Source organism: Burkholderia sp. Bp9143, assembly GCF_003853645.1.
Taxonomy (GTDB): domain Bacteria; phylum Pseudomonadota; class Gammaproteobacteria; order Burkholderiales; family Burkholderiaceae; genus Burkholderia.
On the sequence record NZ_QTPO01000033.1, the window covers coordinates 58,775 to 76,472 of the forward strand.

At 69.3% G+C, this 17,698-nt stretch carries 18 protein-coding genes; 11 read left to right on the plus strand and 7 right to left on the minus strand.

Annotated elements, in window-relative coordinates:
• Positions 1-20: 20 nt before the first annotated feature.
• On the minus strand, positions 21-1,088 hold the full coding sequence (locus DIE23_RS23950; protein WP_124614404.1) for a biotin-dependent carboxyltransferase family protein: 1,068 nt from the start codon (positions 1,086-1,088) through the stop codon (positions 21-23).
• Positions 1,085-1,741 carry a 5-oxoprolinase subunit PxpB gene (gene pxpB, locus DIE23_RS23955; RefSeq protein ID WP_124614405.1) on the minus strand — a complete coding sequence of 219 codons (657 nt, stop codon included), beginning with the start codon at positions 1,739-1,741 and terminating at the stop codon, positions 1,085-1,087. The genes DIE23_RS23950 and pxpB overlap by 4 nt, the downstream gene beginning before the upstream one ends.
• A 148-nt stretch (positions 1,742-1,889) precedes the next feature.
• On the opposite strand from pxpB, the gene DIE23_RS23960 reads away from it, so the two are divergent.
• Positions 1,890-2,402 (plus strand): winged helix DNA-binding protein, encoded by a 513-nt coding sequence (locus DIE23_RS23960; protein WP_124614406.1) that lies wholly within the window; start codon positions 1,890-1,892, stop codon positions 2,400-2,402.
• A gap of 68 nt (positions 2,403-2,470) precedes the next feature.
• Here DIE23_RS23960 and DIE23_RS23965 read toward each other — a convergent pair whose 3' ends face one another.
• On the minus strand, positions 2,471-3,079 hold the full coding sequence (locus DIE23_RS23965) for a 5-formyltetrahydrofolate cyclo-ligase (RefSeq protein ID WP_124614407.1): 609 nt from the start codon (positions 3,077-3,079) through the stop codon (positions 2,471-2,473).
• 8 nt (positions 3,080-3,087) lie between these two features.
• Between DIE23_RS23965 and DIE23_RS23970 the strand changes: the two genes are divergently transcribed.
• The 4 genes from DIE23_RS23970 to DIE23_RS23985 all read left to right on the plus strand — a co-directional run bounded on the left by DIE23_RS23970 (position 3,088) and on the right by DIE23_RS23985 (position 8,189).
• Complete coding sequence (locus DIE23_RS23970; protein ID WP_124614408.1) at positions 3,088-5,040, plus strand: lytic transglycosylase domain-containing protein; 1,953 nt, start codon at positions 3,088-3,090, stop codon at positions 5,038-5,040.
• 246 nt (positions 5,041-5,286) lie between these two features.
• The gene (locus DIE23_RS23975) at positions 5,287-6,249 is read left to right on the plus strand and encodes a complex I NDUFA9 subunit family protein (protein WP_124614409.1); all 963 of its coding nucleotides are present in this window, start codon (positions 5,287-5,289) and stop codon (positions 6,247-6,249) included.
• A gap of 54 nt (positions 6,250-6,303) precedes the next feature.
• Positions 6,304-6,951, plus strand: a complete 648-nt coding sequence (locus DIE23_RS23980; protein ID WP_124614410.1) for a glutathione S-transferase family protein — start codon at positions 6,304-6,306, stop codon at positions 6,949-6,951.
• Entirely contained in the window at positions 6,948-8,189 is a 1,242-nt protein-coding gene (locus DIE23_RS23985) for a multifunctional CCA addition/repair protein (protein ID WP_124614411.1), read from the plus strand. The genes DIE23_RS23980 and DIE23_RS23985 overlap by 4 nt, the downstream gene beginning before the upstream one ends.
• 51 nt (positions 8,190-8,240) lie before the next feature.
• Here DIE23_RS23985 and DIE23_RS23990 read toward each other — a convergent pair whose 3' ends face one another.
• Positions 8,241-9,053, minus strand: coding sequence for a helix-turn-helix domain-containing protein (locus tag DIE23_RS23990; RefSeq protein ID WP_124614412.1), 813 nt, complete (start codon positions 9,051-9,053; stop codon positions 8,241-8,243).
• A 430-nt stretch (positions 9,054-9,483) separates the two neighbouring features.
• Between DIE23_RS23990 and DIE23_RS24000 the strand changes: the two genes are divergently transcribed.
• Positions 9,484-11,334: a M24 family metallopeptidase gene (locus tag DIE23_RS24000; protein ID WP_124614414.1), complete on the plus strand. Its 1,851-nt coding sequence runs from the start codon at positions 9,484-9,486 to the stop codon at positions 11,332-11,334.
• Between the two features lie 77 nt (positions 11,335-11,411).
• On the opposite strand, the gene DIE23_RS24005 is transcribed toward DIE23_RS24000, so the two are convergent.
• The 3 genes from DIE23_RS24005 to flgA form a co-directional block, all read right to left on the minus strand.
• Positions 11,412-11,852, minus strand: a complete 441-nt coding sequence (locus DIE23_RS24005; protein ID WP_124614415.1) for a flagella synthesis protein FlgN — start codon at positions 11,850-11,852, stop codon at positions 11,412-11,414.
• 85 nt (positions 11,853-11,937) lie between these two features.
• Complete coding sequence (gene flgM / locus DIE23_RS24010; protein ID WP_124614416.1) at positions 11,938-12,270, minus strand: flagellar biosynthesis anti-sigma factor FlgM; 333 nt, start codon at positions 12,268-12,270, stop codon at positions 11,938-11,940.
• Positions 12,271-12,388: 118 nt separating this feature from the next.
• Positions 12,389-13,651 (minus strand): flagellar basal body P-ring formation chaperone FlgA, encoded by a 1,263-nt coding sequence (flgA, locus tag DIE23_RS24015; protein ID WP_124614417.1) that lies wholly within the window; start codon positions 13,649-13,651, stop codon positions 12,389-12,391.
• 205 nt (positions 13,652-13,856) lie between these two features.
• Between flgA and DIE23_RS24020 the strand changes: the two genes are divergently transcribed.
• The 5 genes from DIE23_RS24020 (at position 13,857) to flgF (ending at position 17,667) form a co-directional block, all read left to right on the plus strand.
• Positions 13,857-14,345 carry a flagellar basal body rod protein FlgB gene (locus DIE23_RS24020; protein WP_124614418.1) on the plus strand — a complete coding sequence of 163 codons (489 nt, stop codon included), beginning with the start codon at positions 13,857-13,859 and terminating at the stop codon, positions 14,343-14,345.
• A gap of 36 nt (positions 14,346-14,381) precedes the next feature.
• On the plus strand, positions 14,382-14,807 hold the full coding sequence (gene flgC / locus DIE23_RS24025; RefSeq protein ID WP_124614419.1) for a flagellar basal body rod protein FlgC: 426 nt from the start codon (positions 14,382-14,384) through the stop codon (positions 14,805-14,807).
• Positions 14,808-14,874: 67 nt separating this feature from the next.
• Positions 14,875-15,621: a flagellar hook assembly protein FlgD gene (locus DIE23_RS24030; protein ID WP_124614420.1), complete on the plus strand. Its 747-nt coding sequence runs from the start codon at positions 14,875-14,877 to the stop codon at positions 15,619-15,621.
• A gap of 28 nt (positions 15,622-15,649) precedes the next feature.
• Positions 15,650-16,888 (plus strand): flagellar hook protein FlgE, encoded by a 1,239-nt coding sequence (gene flgE / locus DIE23_RS24035; RefSeq protein WP_124614421.1) that lies wholly within the window; start codon positions 15,650-15,652, stop codon positions 16,886-16,888.
• A gap of 20 nt (positions 16,889-16,908) precedes the next feature.
• On the plus strand, positions 16,909-17,667 hold the full coding sequence (gene flgF, locus DIE23_RS24040; protein ID WP_124614422.1) for a flagellar basal-body rod protein FlgF: 759 nt from the start codon (positions 16,909-16,911) through the stop codon (positions 17,665-17,667).
• Positions 17,668-17,698 lie beyond the last annotated feature (31 nt).

Below are 17,698 nucleotides of genomic sequence, written 5' to 3' on the forward strand. Positions count from 1 at the left end.
TCGTCCTGCTTCCGCCATTGTCACGCCGCGCGCGATTGCGCGCGGCGGCGAGTTTCCTCGCGCATCTCGATCGCGACGTCGATCTGCCGCAGATAGGCACGTTCCGCGGTCAGGGCGGCGCGCGCGGCGTCGGGTGTCGTGCGCACGAAGCGGATCGGCAGGTTGAGCCGCGCCTGTGCGAGTTTCCAGAGATCCGCGCGGATCACCGTGCCGATCTTCGGATAGCCGCCGGTGGTCTGCGCGTCGTGCATCAGCACGATCGGCTGGCCGTTCGGCGGCACCTGGATCGTGCCGGGCAGCACCGCGTGCGACAGCAGCTCGGCCGGCCGCTCGCGCACCAGTTCGGCGCCGGCGAGGCGATAGCCCATCCGGTTGCTGTTCGCGGTGACGAGCCATTCCTCGTCCCAGAACGCCTGCTGCGAATCGGCCGCGAACGACGCGTAGTCGGGGCCCGGCAGCACGCGCACGGGCATCGCCCATGGCGCATGCGCCGGCCGGTGGCGGCGCGGCGGTTCGTCGACGCGCACGAACGCGCACCACGCGGGCGCCTTCACGCCGAATTCGGGCGCATCGGCCGCGAGGCAGCCGGCGCCGGCCGGCGGCACACCGACCGGTAGCCGATCGCCGTCGCGCAGCGCGCGGCCGCCGAGGCCGCCGAAGCGCGACGCGAGATCGGTGCTGCGCGAACCGAGCATCGGCAGCACGTCGATGCCGCCCGCGATGCACAGGTAGCCGCGCATGCCGCGTTTCGCGGCCGGCAGCACGAGCGTTTGCCCGGCCTCGACCGGCAGGCTCCACCATGAATACACGGGCCTGCCGTCGAGCGTCGCGCCGAATTCGGTGCCGGTGATCGCGATGCGCGTCGCGCGGGTGAAGCGGAACGCGGCCGGGCCGATCGTGATTTCGACGGCTGCCGCGTCGGGGCGATTGCCGACGAGGCGGTTGCCGACTTCGAGCGCGAGGCCGTCGAGCGCGCCGCCCTGCGCGACGCCGAGATGGCGCGTGCCGCGGCGGCCGAGATCCTGCACGGTCGACAGCGGGCCGGCGCGGACGACCTCGATCGTGCCCGGTGCGGTGTTCTGGCTCATGTCGCGTGGACTCCGGCAATGGTGAAGCGCACGCGGTCGCCGGGCAGCAGCAGCGTCGGCTGCGGCAGCGTGGGGTCGAACAGCACGTGCGACGTGCGGCCGATCAGTTGCCAGCCGCCGGGCGACGTGGCCGGATAGATGCCCGTCTGCGCACCGCCGATGCCGACCGAGCCGGCCGGCACTTCCAGTCGCGGTGCCGCGCGGCGCGGCGTGTGCAGCGACGCGTCGAGGCCGCCGAGATACGCGAAACCCGGCTGGAAGCCGACGAAGAACACAACGTATTCGCCGGCCGCGTGGCGCGCGACGACCTCGTCGGCCGACAGCCCGGTGTGCGCGGCGACCGCCGCCAGGTCGGGTCCGGCGGCGCCGCCGTATTCGACCGGGATCTCGATCTCGCGGCCGTCCGCGTGCTCGACGTCGGCGGTTTCCCACGCGTCGCGCAGCGCCGGCGTGAGCGACTCGGCCGTCGCGGCGAGCGCGTCGAACACGATCGTCAGGTTGTTCATGCCGGGCACGACGTCGATCACGTCGGGCCACGCGCGCGCGGCCTCGGCGACGGCCCAGACGCGGCGCTGGCAATCGAGCGTGGCGGGCGGCGGCACCTCGCAGACGAGGGCGGCATCGCCGAGCGGATAAATGCGGGGTTGCGTCATCGGACTGGCACGGTTCGGACGGCAATGTTAGCGCACATTGTCAATAAAATATCGACAACTTCCCAATAAGCGTTTTCGCCTAGCCCGTATGTCGGGGCTTCTGGCGTACACTCGGCACACCCTGTCATCCGGCTTGCGCCGCCTTTCCATGAAGCGTCCTGCGACCAAGATCGTGTCATCCGAACACCTCGTTTCCGATTCGAGCGCGGAGCTGTCGGAGCTCGAGTACGGGCTCATCATGGCCGGCAACGCATTCAACCGCTGGATGGTGCGCTGCATGTCGGCGGCGGGCGCGAAGGACATGACGGCGGTCGAGGTGTCGCTGCTGCATCACGTCAGCCATCGCGAACGGAAGAAGAAGCTCGCCGACATCTGCTTCGTGCTCAATATCGAGGATACGCACGTCGCGACCTATGCGCTGAAAAAACTGATCGCGCGCGGCTATGTGAAGAGCGAGAAGAGCGGCAAGGAAGTGTTCTTCTTCGCGACCGACTCGGGCCGCGAGCTGTGCCTGAAGTATCGCGAGGTGCGCGAGCATTGCCTGATCGAGACGCTGAAGGACAGCGGCCTCACCAACGAGCAGATCGGCGACGCGGCGCAGCTGCTGCGCCACGCATCGGGGCTCTACGACACGGCCGCGCGCGCGGCGGCCTCGCTGTAAACGATTGCGAACGGGACGATGAACGCGGTGACGCGCGGCATGCCGCTGACGCGGTGTCGCGCGCCGCGTCATCCGACGGCCGGGTAAAGCGCGCCGTCGGTCACGATCCAGCGCATCGCGAGATCGTGCGCTTCGGCCGGCAGCGCATCCACGCGGCACGCGTCATACGCGATGCCGACCGTCACCGGCAGCGTGGCGCCCGGCCACACCGCGAGCGTACGGTCGTAATAGCCGCCGCCATAGCCGAGCCGGTAGCGCTGCAGATCGAATCCCACACACGGAATCAGCAACAGATCGGGCACGACGACGACCCCGGACGCCGGTTCCGGAATCCGGTGGTGCCCTTCGCGCATCGGCGTATCCGCATCCCACGCATGGAACGCGAGCGGCGTGTGCTTCTCGCCGATCACCGGCAGCGCGGCACGGCGGCCCGGCCCTGCCGCGGACCACGCGAGCACCGCGTCGCGCGCGTCGAATTCGCCCGGCAACGGCCAGTAGAAGCCGACCGTGCGCGGTGCGAGCCGTTCGAGCAACAGGCGCAGCCGCGCGTCGAGCGCGGCGTTCGCGGCGGGCTGTGACGCGGCGTCGCGACGCGCGCCGGACAGCGTTTTACGCAGCGCAGCCTTCGGGTTCGGCACAGGGTTGCATGCTATGCTTTCGCTCAATTCGTGCTCCATTCAAAACGATGTCGAACAGCCTTTTTCGAGTATATCGCGCGGTCGCGCTCACGCTGTCGGCCGCCGCGCTGGTCGCGGGCACGGCCGCGTGCGCCGCACCGGGCGACGACACGCTCGCCGGGGACGACCAGATCTTCGTGCAGCTGCGCGAAGCCGCGCGCCGCAACGACGCCGCGAAGGCCGCGCAGCTCGCGTCGACGATCCCGAACTATCCGGTTCCGTCCTACGTCGAGTATTTCCAGATCAAACCGCAGCTGTTCGATTCGACCGGCCGCGCACGTGTCGACGCACCCGACGCACCCGTGCAGTCGTTCCTGCAGCGCTACGACGGCCAGGCGATCGCCGACCGCCTGCGCAACGACTACCTGCTCGTGCTCGGCGCGCGCCACGACTGGCGCAACTTCGACGACCAGTACAAGCGCTTCGTGCTCGACGACGACACGCAGGTGAAGTGCTACGCGCTCGAATCGCGCGCGGCGCGCGGCGAGAACGTCGCCGAGGCGGCGCGCGCGCTGCTCGTCGAGCCGAAATATTACGGCGACGCCTGTGTCGACCTGATTACGGCGCTGACGGTCAACCAGCAGCTCACGAGCGACGACGTGTGGCAGCAGGCGCGCCTCGCGTACGAGCAGAACTACACGACGCTCGGCGGCAAGATCGTCGATGCGCTCGGCGCGCGTCCGGTCGGCTTCGACCAGGCGACCAGCGCTCCGCCGCTGTATCTCGCGCGCGGCGTCGGCTCCGACGCGGCGTCGCACCAGCTCGCGCTGATCGCGCTCGGCCGCATGGCGCGCAACGATCCGGACGCGGCGGCCGGGATGCTGACGTCGGTCGCCGGCTCGCTGACGAAGCAGGAACTGGCGATCGCGTGGGGCGCGATCGGCTACCAGGGCGCGATCAAGCGTTCGCCGCTCGCGTCGGTCTGGTATGCGAAATCCTCGAACGCGCCGCTGTCGAACCCGGGCTACGAATGGCGCACGCGCGCCGCGCTGCTCGCCGGCAACTGGCCGATGGTGCGCTGGTCGATCGAACAGATGCCGCCGTCGCTGCGCGACGATCCGGCCTGGATCTACTGGCATGCGCGCGCGCTCAAGCAGAGCGGCGACACGCTGCAGGCGAACCAGGAATTCGAGCAGGTCGCGGGCCAGTACAACTTCTACGGGCAGCTCGCCGGCGAAGAGCTCGGCCAGCGCACGTCGATCCCGCCGCGCACCAAGGTGAGCGACGCCGACGTCGACGCGATGAGCAAGATCCCGGGCTTCGCGCTCGCGCAACGCTTCTACGGGCTGAACCTGCGTCTCGAAGGCAACCGCGAATGGAACTGGCCGCTACGCGGGATGACCGATCGCCAGCTGCTCGCGGCCGCCGAATACGGCAAGCGCATCGACCTGCTCGACCGCACGGTCAACACGGCCGACCGCACGAAGGCCGAGCACGACTTCACGCTGCGCTACCCGTCGCCGTACCGCGACATCGTCGAACGCAACGCGCAGTCGTCGGGCCTCGACATCGAATGGGCGTACGGACTGATCCGCCAGGAATCGCGCTTCATCACGAACGCGCGTTCGTCGGTCGGCGCGGGCGGGCTGATGCAGCTGATGCCGGCCACCGCGCAGCTCGTCGCGAAGAAGCTCGGGATGGGCGCGATCACGCGTGCGCAGATGCACGACATCAATACCAACATCCAGCTCGGCACCTGGTATCTGGCGGACATCTACAACACCTTCGACAGCTCGCCGGTGCTGGCCACCGCCGGTTACAACGCGGGCCCGGGCCGGCCGCGCCAGTGGCGCCAGGTGTTGACGCAGCCGGTCGAAGGCGCGATCTTCGCGGAGACGATTCCGTTCAACGAGACGCGCGACTACGTGAAGAACGTGCTGTCGAACACCGTCTACTACGCGGCGCTCTTCGAGGGCAAACCGCAGTCGTTGAAGAAGCGTCTAGGCATGATCTCGCCCTGATCCGCAATCTTCACACTGCCGCGCGAGACGCGGCAGTGTTTAAGGGGCTGCTCACGCTAATAACGGGCTCGTTCCCCTGTTTGAAAAAAATCATTCGAGGGGCTGGCCGCCAGAAGGGCCGATCGCTGCGTCATGCTCCTTGCGAATACGTCGAGTATTCGCTTCGTCGCAATCCTTGCGCTCGGCCCTTCTGGCGGCCAGCGCAAGCCCGTTATTAGCGTGAGCAGCCCCTTAGAGGACCCGAACATGGATCGCCAGACCGTCGCGCTGCTGGGCGGCACCGGCTTCATCGGCAGCCGGCTCGTCAACGCACTGATCGACGCCGGCAAGCAGGTGCGGATCGGCACGCGGCGGCGCGAGCACGCGCGCCACCTGCAGATGCTGCCAGTCGAGATCGTCGAGCTCGACGCGCTCGATACGCGCACGCTCGCCCGGTTCGTCGCCGGCGCGCACGCGGCCGTCAATCTCGTCGGCGTGCTGCACGGCGGCCGCGGCACGCCGTACGGGCCCGGGTTCGAGCGCGCGCACGTCGCGCTGCCGGCCGCGCTGGCCGCCGCGTGCGTCGAAGTCGGCGTGCGGCGCGTGCTGCACATGAGCGCGCTCGGCGCCGATTCGCACGGCCCGAGCATGTACCAGCGCTCGAAGGGCGACGGCGAGGCCGCGCTGCATGCGGTCGCGGCGACCGATTCGCTCGCGCTGACGATCTTCCGCCCGTCGGTCGTGTTCGGCCCCGGCGACGCGTTCCTGAACACCTTCGCGAACCTGCAGCGCACGCTGCCCGTGCTGCCGCTCGCGATGCCCGACGCGCGCTTCCAGCCGGTGTTCGTCGGCGACGTCGTGAGCGCGTCCGTCAACACGCTCGATCTCGTGGCCGCGCACGGCAAGACCTACGAGCTGGGTGGCCCGACCGTCTATACGCTCGAGCAGCTGGTGCGCTATTGCGGCACGCTGGTCGGCCGGCAGGCACGCATCGTGCGCCTGCCCGACGCGCTCGCCCGGCTGCAGGCGCGCGTGTTCGAATGCCTGCCCGGCGAGCCGGTGATCACGCGCGACAATCTCGCGTCGATGTCGGTGCCGAACGTGCTGTCCGGGCCGCTCGCGCCGGAACTCGGGATCTCGCCCGCGAGTCTCGAGAGCATCGCACCCGCGTATCTGGGCAACGCCGGGCAGCGGTCCCGCTTCGACTGGTTCCGCTCGCGCCGCCGCTAGGCGTCGCGGGCCGCCGCTTCCGTCCTTCACTTTCGCGCTTATCGGAACACCGCCATGAAACTCGTCATTGGAGACAAGAATTACTCGTCGTGGTCGATGCGGCCGTGGCTGCTGCTCGCGCATTTCGGGATCCCGTTCGACGAGATCGCGATCGAGCTGCGCCGCGACGACACGGCCGCGCGCATCCGCGAGTATTCGCCGACCGGCAAGGTGCCGTGCCTGATCGACGACCACGGCGTCGCGATCTGGGATTCGCTCGCGATCGCCGAGACGCTCGCCGAGCGCTATCCGCAGTTCCCGATGTGGCCGGCCGATCCGCTCGATCGCGCGCATGCACGCTGCATCTCGGCCGAGATGCATTCGGGCTTCGCCGCGCTGCGCACGCAGATGGGGATGAACGTGCGCGCGTCGATGCCGGGGCGCGGCGCGACGCCCGATGCGCTCGCCGACGTCGCGCGCATCGACGCATTGTGGGGCGCGTGCATCGAGGCATCGGGCGGGCCGTTCCTGTTCGGTGAATTCGGGATCGCCGATGCGATGTATGCGCCCGTCGTGATGCGCTTCAACACGTATGCGCCTGCGCTGTCGCCGGAGGCGGCCGGATATGCCGCGCGCGTGACGGCGCTGCCGGCGGTGCAGCGCTGGATCGATGCGGCGCGCCGCGAAACCAACGTGATTGCCGAATACGAACCGACGCGATGAACATCTACGCAGTAGGCGGAGCGATCCGCGACGAATTGCTCGGCGTACCGGTGCAGGACCGCGACTACGTGGTGGTGGGCGCGACGCCCGAGCAGATGGCCGCGCAGGGCTTCCGGCCGGTCGGCAAGGATTTCCCCGTGTTCCTGCATCCGGACACGCAGGAGGAATACGCGCTCGCCCGCACCGAGCGCAAGACGGCGGCCGGCTATCACGGCTTCCAGTTCTACTACGCGCCGGACGTGACGCTCGACGAGGACCTCGCGCGGCGCGACCTGACGATCAACGCGATGGCGCGCGAAGTGAGCCCGGAGGGCGCGCTGGTCGGCCCGGTGATCGATCCGTTCGACGGGCAGGCCGACCTGCGTGCGCGCGTGTTCCGGCACGTGGGCGACGCGTTCGTCGAGGATCCGGTGCGGATCCTGCGGATCGCGCGCTTTGCCGCGCGCTTCGCGGATTTCACGGTCGCGGACGACACGCTCGCGCTGATGCGGCGCATGGTCGACGCGGGCGAGGCGGACGCGCTGGTGCCCGAGCGCGTGTGGCAGGAGATCGCGCGCGGGCTGATGGAGGCGAAACCGTCGCGGATGTTCGCGGTGCTGCGCGACTGCGGCGCGCTCGCGCGCATCCTGCCCGAGGTCGACGCGCTGTGGGGCGTGCCGCAGCGCGCGGACTACCATCCGGAAGTCGACACGGGCGTGCACGTGATGATGGTCGTGGACCATGCGGCGAAGCAGGGCTATTCGCTGCCGGTGCGCTTCGCGGCGCTCACGCACGATCTGGGCAAGGCGACGACGCCTGCCGACGTGCTGCCGCGCCATGTCGGCCACGAAGGCCGCAGCGTCGACCTCATCAAGCCGCTGTGCGAGCGGCTGCGCGTGCCGAACGATTGCCGCGATCTCGCGCTGGTGGTCGCGCGCGAGCACGGCAACCTGCATCGCGTGATGGAGATGGGCGCGGCGGCGCTGGTGCGGCTCTTCGAGCGCAGCGACGCGCTGCGCAAGCCGGCGCGCTTCGCCGAGATGCTGCAGGCATGCGAATCGGATGCGCGCGGCCGGCTCGGGCTCGACACGCAGCCGTATCCGCAGGCCGAGCGGCTGCGCGTGGCGCTGGTGGCGGCGCGCAGCGTCGATGCGGGCGCGATCGCGCGCGGCGTCGGCAACGATGCAATGCAGATCAAGGACGCCGTGCATCGCGCGCGGGTCGAGGCCGTCAAGCAGGCGCTGGCGATCGGCGAATAGTCAGGAACGAGGTGCGGACGGGGGCGCGGATGGCCGCCTGGCCGCCAGCCGTTATTGCTTCGTGCGGGCGCTGGCGCGGCGGGCCGGGGTGGCAGCAGCCGGACGTTTGCCGGCAGCGGCGCGCGGTTTCCCGGCGGCCGGCTTTGCCGCTGCGCGGGCCGGCGTGTCGGCGGGCGTTGCCGCATCCGCGTCGCGCTCGCGTGCCGGCGCGGGTTCGCGGCGGCTCACGCGCGGCTCGCCCGGCGTTGCGCCGGCATCGCGCGCGAGCAGCCTGATTTTCATCGCCTCGGATCCCAGCTCCGCGCAGTTGTCGTCGAAAAGGGGCAGCGTGCCGACCGCGATCAGCTCGGCGGGCCCGTCGCCGACGTTCGCGACGCGATGGCGCTTCCTCGCATCGAAGTGCAGCGAATCGCCGGACGACAGCGGGTAATCCTTCTTGCCGATCGTGTAGCAGAGCCGGCCGGTCAGCACGTACACGAACTCGTCGCCGCCGTGCGCGACCCATTCCGACCGGTAGCCCTCCATCATCCGGACCTTGAGCGCGTTGATCTGGCTGCCGTCGAAGGTGGTGGACAGCCGCTCGTACCACTGCGACGCGGCGTCGACCGCGTACGGTTCGCGGCGGCCCGCGTGCGAGTCGGGCTGCGCCTGGCGCGGCTGGTCGATCAGCGTGCCGAGCGGCACGTTCAGCGCCTTCGCGACGTTGACGAGCGATGAGAGCGAGATGCCGGTCAGATGGCGCTCGACCTGCGACAGGAACCCGACCGACAGGTTCGCTTCGGTCGCGACTTCCAGCAGCGTCTTCTTCGCTTCCCGGCGCAGGCGGCGAATGCGCTGGCCGATACGCATGATGTCTGAATCCATGAATCTCTTTCGTGGCAACGAGCCGGAAGGCGAGCCGAGGGGCGGGGCAGTCGCCGGGATGTTGCTTTGCGCGAATCGCACGAAGCACGGCCGTCGGGACGACGATGCCGGCGCATTGTACCGCGCGGTCGCGCCCGGACGGCGCCGCGCCGCGCATGGCCGCGCCGCGTTCGCGCGCCGTGCCGGTAATTTTAGCCCTACGAAAATTTTAGCTTGACCTCAATTTCAGCGTGCTCTAGATTCTGTCGCGCGCATCAAACAAAGTTAAGTGAGACAAAAATTCCCCCCAAGGCCTGCCGTCTGAACGGCACCGCGGCCCGGCTGTCCGCCGGACCGCGCGTCGTCCGCGCACGGGCGGCGTGCCGTTTCAGGCATGCGCCATGCCGCGTGACGCCGCCGGCCGCCGACAACAATCAAGAACGGGTATCCGATGATCGATCGACTGAAATACAGCTTCTCCGGCCTTCCCCCGTATGACGCGTCCGTCGCCGACGCGCAGGCCGGCCTGTCGCGCCTGCTCGACGCCGCGCGGCTCGACGCGGTCGTGGTCACGTCGCAGGACGAGTACGTCACCGAATACCTGCCGCGCAGCAATAACCCGCGCTACGCGCTGTCGGGCTTCGACGGCTCGGCCGGCTGCGGGATCTTCCTGAGCGCGGCGACCGCGCAGGCGCTCGACCTGCCGCCGTTCGTGCTGTTCGTCGACGGCCGCTATCACCTGCAGGTCGAACAGCAGTGCGATCCGGCACGGGTGCGCATCGAGAAGCTCGCGATGAACGTAACGATCTGGCAGGCGATGGCCGACTGGCTGGTCGCGCACGCGAGCCGGCTCGCGCGGGTCGGCTACGACGCGCTGCGGATCAGCGTCGCGCAGCGCGATCGTCTGTTCGAGCAGACGCAGGCCGCGTCGCTCGACTGGACGAGCCTCGCCGATCGCGAGATCGACCGCGCGATCGCGCTGCCGGGCTGGGTGGTCGAGCGGCCGATCTTCGAACTGCCGGACGCGATGACCGGTGCGAGCGTCGCGCAGAACCTCGACGCGCTGAACCGGCGGCTCGCCGCACACATCGGCGCGGCGCCCGGCAAGACCGCATTCTTCACGTGCGCATCGGACGATCTCGCGTATCTGCTGAACAGCCGCGGCTATCACATCCCGAATGCGTCGTCGCATCTGGGCTTCCTGTTCGCGGTCGGCGAGCAGGTCGCGCTGTTCCTGCCGGAAGGCTGCGACCGCTGCCCGGTCGAACTGGCGTCGTATCCGGCGCTGCACGTGATCCGGCGCGACTTCGCCGAACTCGAGCGTTTCCTCGCGCAGTTCGCGGTCGACCACGTGTGCTACGGCTTCGAATCGGTCAACTGCGCGCTCGTCGAATCGGTGCGCCGCGTGTGGCCGCACGCGCGCCACGCCGATTTCAACCCGGTCGAGGCGCTGCGGGCCGGCAAGACGCCGGCGGTGCTCGACCGGTTCCGCGACGCGTTCGCGCGCAGCTCCGCGGCGATCGCCGAGACGATGCGCTGGGCGAAGGCCGGCGAGCCGGGGCAGCGCCATACCGAGTACGACCTTGCCCGCAGGATCAACGACGCGTACGGCGCCCGCTCGGCGGTCGCGCTGACATTCCCGTCGATCGCGGCGAACGGCGCGAACAGCGCGTTCGCGCACTACACGGCGGCGAGCGCCGGCGTCGCGCTGACCGAAGGCGAGCTCGTGCTGCTCGACAGCGGCGCGTACTACGACGCCGGTTTCGCGACGGACTGCACGCGCGTCGTGCTGCGTCGTACACAGCCGGAGACGGTCGCGCAGCCGTGGCAGCGGGAGATCTACACGGTCGCGCTGAAGGCCTGCATCAAGGGGCTCGTCACGCGCTTCCCGAAGACGGCGACGGGCGGCGACGTCGATGCGACGGTGCGCAAGGTGTGCCGCGACCACGGCTACGATTTCGGCCACGGCACCGGGCACGGCGTCGGGATCCACGTGCACGAGGGCGGCGTGCGGTTCGCGCCGGGCGCGAAGTACGGGCTGGTGCCGAACGCGGTGATTTCGGTCGAGCCGGGCATCTATGTGCCGGGCAAGGGCGGCGTGCGGATCGAGAACATCGTGATCGTGCGCGCGGACGACGAAGCGTCGGACACCGTGGCGTTCGAGAACCTCGTCACGGTCGGCTACGACTGGGACCTGATCGATGTCGAGCTGCTGGACGACGACGAGCGCGCGTACTTGCGCGACTACGAACGGCTTTGCATGGAGCGCGGCACGCAGGTCACCGCGTGTCCGCTGCTGTAAGACGGGGAAGGGCCGCGCGGTGCGCAGCCGGCGCGTCGGTGCGCCGGCGTGATCGGTACATCGGTGCAGGCAGCGTATCAGCGCATCAGCGCCGACACACGCCCGTCCGGCCCGTAGACGCCGGCCGGCGCGGGCGCCGAGCGCAGCACCGCGAGCGCGCGCTCGTTGTAGTCCATGCGGATCCGGATCAGCATCCCGTTGGTCGCGTTGGCCTGGCGCGCGCGTTCGGCGGCCTGCAGCAGCAGCTGCCAGCGGCGGGCGAGGCGTGCATCGCGCTCGGCGGCCTGGTCCATCCCTTTCTTGCCGGCCGGAAAGCCGAGCGCGGACAGCTGCGTGTCGCGCGTGCGCTCGAGCTGCGCGAGCCGGTCGATCAGCGCGCTTTTCTTCTCGACGATGCCGGGCAGCATTTCCAGCGGCTCCGGCGTCGTGAGCGCCTTTTCCTCGTAGGCGAGCAGGGACGCGAACGCTTCGACCGTCGCGTGTTCGTCGTTGACCGTGGCCAGCAGCTCTTCTCTCATCGCGTCATGCTCATCGCGCCGGCACGCGTGTCCGCAGGCCGGCAAACCAGGGGACCGGTCAGGGCGTGACGGGCCCCGGGCCGGCTCAGTTGCCCTGCGAGCGCTGCTGTTTCAGCAGGTCGCGGGCGGTATTCAATACGCCGTCGGCGATCTTGTTCACGTCGATCGTCAACGTGCCGTTGTTCAGCGCGTCCTTGATCGACTGGACGAGGGCCGTGTCGATGTCGGCGCTGCCGGAGGCCGACAGCGAACGCAACTGGCCGGACAGACCCGACAGGTTCACGGTCGTGTCGCCGCCGGTCGATCCTGCGTCGGCCGCCTGCGCGGACGACGACGAAGCCGCGCCGGATTGCGCGCGGGCCGCGCCGTTGCCGGTCGACGCGAGTGGGCTCGGGTTCGGAGTGGAATCGATCTTCACGATGGGTTTCCTGGACGGTATGACCCAGATAACGGCCGGGTCGGCCCGAACTTTAGCATCGTGAGCCCGAAATTCTCCGAATAAACAATTCTTTACAATCTTGCGGCGAGATCCGTCCCTATAGCGGAATCTCCACGGTCCCGGCGTCCTTGACGATCGCCGTGACGATTTGCCCCGCGGCCATCCTGACCCGGACCGACTGGCCCGGCGCCGCATTCGCGAGCGCGCTGCCCTCGGCCGAGATCGTGAAGCCGGGCCCGGCCGCGACGACCCGTACCGTCTGGCCGGCCGACACCGACGCGGCACTCTTCAGCATGTCCTGGCGCAGCGGCAGCCCGGCCGAGATCCGGGCCAGCGCGGTCGCGCCGACGGCTTGCGCGGGATCGGTGATCACCGCGAGCGGCAGCACCGTCAGATCGCCGTCGCGCGCGACGAGGTCGGCCGCGGTGAGCGGCTCGCCGGGCACGATCTGCCGCGCGGCGACGTAATAGGTGGCCTGCACGGCGACCTTCGCCTGCAGGTAGACGGTCCACGGCCGCTCGCCGGCGCAGCGCACGCCGACCGTCGTGCGGCCCCACAGGCGCGCGCCGGTCGGCAGGAACGGCTCGAGCGTCGTGCACGCGGCGAGCCCGCGCGGAAACGCGGCCGCGACGGTGGCGGTGGTCTTGCCGGGCAGGCCCGCGACCTGCTGCTGCAGGAACGCGAGGGCCGTGCGCCGGATCGTGTCGGGGTCCTGCTGGCCGGGCGGCGTCGCCGGCTGGGGCGCGGCGGCCGCCTGCGGCGGGTTGGCTGGCTGGGCTGGATTGGCGGCAGCCGCCGGCGCGCGCGGGGCCGGTGCGGCCGGCATGGCGCGTGCCGCTGCCATGCGCGCGGCGACGGCCGGTCGCGCGGGATTCGATGCGGGGTCGGTGGTACCGGCGACGACGGCCGCGACGGCACCCGGATCGGCGGCGCGCCGTGCGCCGAAACCGGCATTCGCGGGGTTCGTGCGCGCGGCGGCGTAGACGGGGCGCGGCGCGGGCGCCGGGATGGCGGCCGGCGGCGGGACGCTCGTCACGACCATCGAGCCGGCCGACTGCGCCGCGTAGCCGGCCGCGGCCGCATCGGCCGCACCGGTCATGCCGGCGGCACCACCCGCACCGGCCGCCATCGCCAGGCCCGCGCCCGAAGCCGTTCCCGCATTCCCGCCGAACTGACCGCCGGTCGCCGCGTTCGCATGCGCGAGCGCGGTCTCGGCCGTCTCGCCGCGTCCGGGAATCACGATCATCCCGTCGTCCGCGTGCGCAACCGGCACCGCGAGCCACAGCGCCGCGGCGAGCGCGAACGCACGCGCCATGCGCGTGCCGCGTCGGTCGTTTCCGCGAAGTGCGCTGCCTGTCATCGCCGTGTCCTCGAAGCCGTTGATCCGATTCGCATTCTAGGGAGCCGGGCCGTCGCGCAAACGATGAATAGAGGGGGCCTTTGCCGCGTTATTCGTCCGATTGCCGGTTGCGCCCGGCGCCTACCATCGCTGTCATGGAAAAAAGCCCCTTGGGTCGCCATCCGGCGCAACGGGCGTGCAGCGCTTCATACGGAGAGACGCACACATGCTGGACAAACTCGATGCCGAATTCGCGTTCGGCCGACAGGCGCTCGACGTGCGCGCCTATCGGCAGGAACTGCTGTCGTCGAACATCGCGAACGCCGACACGCCCGGCTACCAGGCCCGCGACACCGATTTCGCGTCGACCCTCGCGCGCTCGCTGAAGCAGACCGACGGCGGTCTCGCGCCGAGCAACGCCGCGCAGCTGCCGATGGCGCAGCCGGCCGGCGTGACGAGCGGGATGACGATGGTGTCGACGGCGCCGGGCCACATGGCCGGCACCGCGAAGCTGATTCCGACCGGCGGCCCGGCCGACGACTACGGTCGTGCGCAGTACCGGATGCCGCTGCAGCCGTCGCTCGACGGCAACACGGTCGATCTCGACGTCGAGCGCGTGCAGTTCGCGAACAACGCGCTGCACTACGAAACCGGGATGACCGTGATGACCCAGCAGATCAAGGCGATGATCGCCGCGATCTCGACGAACTCGTAAGCGCGCGCCGCTTCCGCACCCGAACAAGGAGCCTCCATGCCCTCGTTGATGAACATCTTCGGCGTCGCCGGTTCGGCGCTGTCCGCGCAATCGCAGCGCCTGAACGTCACCGCGTCGAACCTCGCGAACGCCGACAGCGCGACCGGCCCCGACGGCAAGCCGTACAAGGCCAAGCAGGTCGTGTTCGCGACCGACCCGATGGGCGGCGCGCGCACCGCGTCCGGCCAGGGCGTGGGCGGCGTGCGCGTGACCCAGGTGGTCGACGATCCGTCGCCGATGAAATCGACCTACGACCCGGCGAACCCGGCCGCCGACGCGAACGGCTACGTGCAGATGCCGAACGTCGATCCGGTGCAGGAGATGGTGAACATGATCTCGGCGTCGCGCTCGTACCAGGCCAACGTCGAGACGCTGAACACCGCGAAGACGCTGATGCTCAAGACGCTGACGATCGGCACGTAAGCCGCGCGCCGAGCGTCCATCCACACCGAGACCCAGACCCGACAGTTCCGACACAAGGCCACCCAGGATGACTTCCTCCAGCACGACGATCGGCAGCAATGGCACCAACGTGTCGACCCTGCCGACCGACACGATGAACACCAACAGCGTGTCGACGACCGGCACGTCGGCGAGCGACCTGCAGGCGACGTTCCTGAAGCTGCTCGTCACGCAGCTGCAGAACCAGGATCCGACGAGCCCGGTCGACAGCTCGCAGATGACGTCGCAGCTCGCGCAGATCAACACGGTGAGCGGCATCGCGCAGCTGAACACGTCGCTCACGTCGCTGTCGACGCAGCTCGCGGCCGGCCAGCAGACGCAGGCCGCGCTGCTGATCGGCACGAACGTGCTCGCGCCGGGCAACAGCGTCGCGGTGAAGAGCGGCGCGGCGTCGCCGTTCGGCGTGTCGCTCACGAGCGACGTGTCGAACCTGACGATCACCGTGAAGAACAGCGCGGGCGTCGTCGTGAACACGATCAACGCGGGCCAGCAGTCCGCCGGCACGGTGCCGTTCAACTGGACGCCGACCGATACGGCCGGCAACGCGCTGCCGGACGGCAAGTACACCGTGAGCGCGCAGTACACGGGCAGCGACGGCAAGACGTATGCGCCGACCGTGCTCGCGGCCGCGCAGGTGCAGAGCGTGATCAAGCAGGCCGACGGCACGGCGGGGCTCGTGCTGTCGAACGGCACGACGGTGGGGTTGACCCAGGTCGCGTCGATTTTCCCGAACACCGCGTCGTCGTCGTCCGGCGGCACGACCACCACCAACTGATCCAGCTTTCTCGAAAACGGAGACCGAAATGGGTTATCAACAGGGTTTGAGCGGCCTCGCGGGTGCGTCGAACGCGCTCGACGTGATCGGCAACAACATCGCGAACGCGAACACGGTCGGCTTCAAGTCGAGTACCGCGCAGTTTTCCGACATGTATGCGAACTCGGTCGCGACGTCGGTCAACACCCAGATCGGCATCGGCACGCAGATCGCCTCGGTGCAGCAGCAGTTCGGCCAGGGCACGATCAACACGACGAGCAACGCGCTCGACGTCGCGATCAACGGCAACGGCTTCTTCCAGATGTCGAACAACGGCGTGATCACGTATTCGCGCGACGGCACGTTCCAGCGTGACAAGAACGGCTTCATCATCGACTCGCAGGGCCGCAACCTGATGGGCTATGCGGCGAACGCGGGCGGCGTGGTCAACACCGCGGCGACCGTGCCGCTGCAGGCGCCGACCACCAACCTCGTGCCGAGCGCGACGACCAAGATCAACGGCCAGTTCAACCTGAACTCGCAGGACACGGTGCCGACCACGACGCCGTTCTCCGCGACCGACAGCACGTCGTACAACTACTCGACGTCGATCCAGGTGTACGACTCGCTCGGCGGCGCGCAGCAGGTCGACATGTACTTCGTGAAGTCGGCGACGACCGGCTCGTGGGAAACATACGCGGGCGTGCATGGCCAGACGCCGACCGACCTCGGCACCGTGGCGTTCAACACGTCGGGCCAGATCGCGAGCACGACGCCCGTCGCGCCCGTCACCGGCTCGACCGGCAAGTTCCAGTTCACGATCCCGGCCACCGGCGGCTCCGCGACGCCGCAGCCGCTGACGCTCGACCTGACCGGCACGACCCAGTACGGCGGCAAGGATGGCGTGAACAACCTCGCACAGGACGGTTTCGCGAGCGGCACGCTGACGACCTTCTCGATCGGCGCCGACGGCAAGCTGACCGGCAACTACTCGAATGGCCAGACCGCGGTGCTCGGCCAGATCGCGCTCGCCAACTTCAACAACCCGAACGGCCTCGTGAATCTCGGCGGCAACCAGTACGCGGAATCCTCCGCGTCGGGCGTGCCGCAGGTCTCCGCGCCGGGCAGCACGAACCACGGCACGCTGCAGGGCAGCGCGCTGGAAAACTCGAACGTCGACCTGACGGCCCAGCTCGTCAACCTGATCACCGCGCAGCGCAACTACCAGGCGAACGCGCAGACGATCAAGACGCAGCAGACCGTCGACCAGACGCTCATCAACCTGTAATGCGCGGATAACCGGCAGCCATGGACCGACTGATCTACACGGCGATGACGGGCGCGTCGCAGTCGCTCGACCAGCAGGCGATCGTCGCGAACAACCTCGCGAACGCCTCGACGACGGGTTTTCGCGCGCAGCTCGCGACCTACCGCGCGGTGCCGATGAATTTCGGCGACGGCAGCACGATCGACCCGACGACGACGCGCACCTACGTGCTCGCGTCGACGCCCGGCGCGGATTACGCACCGGGTCCGATCACGCGCACCGGCAACCCGCTCGACGTCGCGGTGCAGGGCGCCGGCTGGCTGTCGGTGCAGACGGCCGACGGCAGCGAGGCGTACACCCGCGCCGGCAACCTGCACGTCGATGAAAACGGCCAGCTCGTCAACGCGAGCAACCTGCCGGTGATCGGCAACGGCGGCCCGATCTCGGTGCCGCCGAACGCGGAAGTGACGATCGGCAAGGACGGCACGGTGTCCGCGCTGATGCCGGGCGACCCGCCGACGGCGGTCGCGATCGTCGACCAGATGAAGCTCGTGAACCCCGATCCGGCCACGCTCACGCGCGGCAACGACGGACTGTTCCGCACCGCCGACGGCAATCCGGCCGACGCCGACCCGAACGTGGTCGTCACGCCGAATTCGCTCGAAGGCAGCAACGTGAACCCGGTGACCGCGATGGTCGCGATGATCGACAACGCACGGGCGTTCCAGCTGCAGTCGAAGCTGATCCAGACGGCCGACCAGAACGAGCAGTCGGCGAACCAGCTGCTCAACTTCAGCTGAGCGGCACGGCCCTCGCTACCAGGAGAAGATT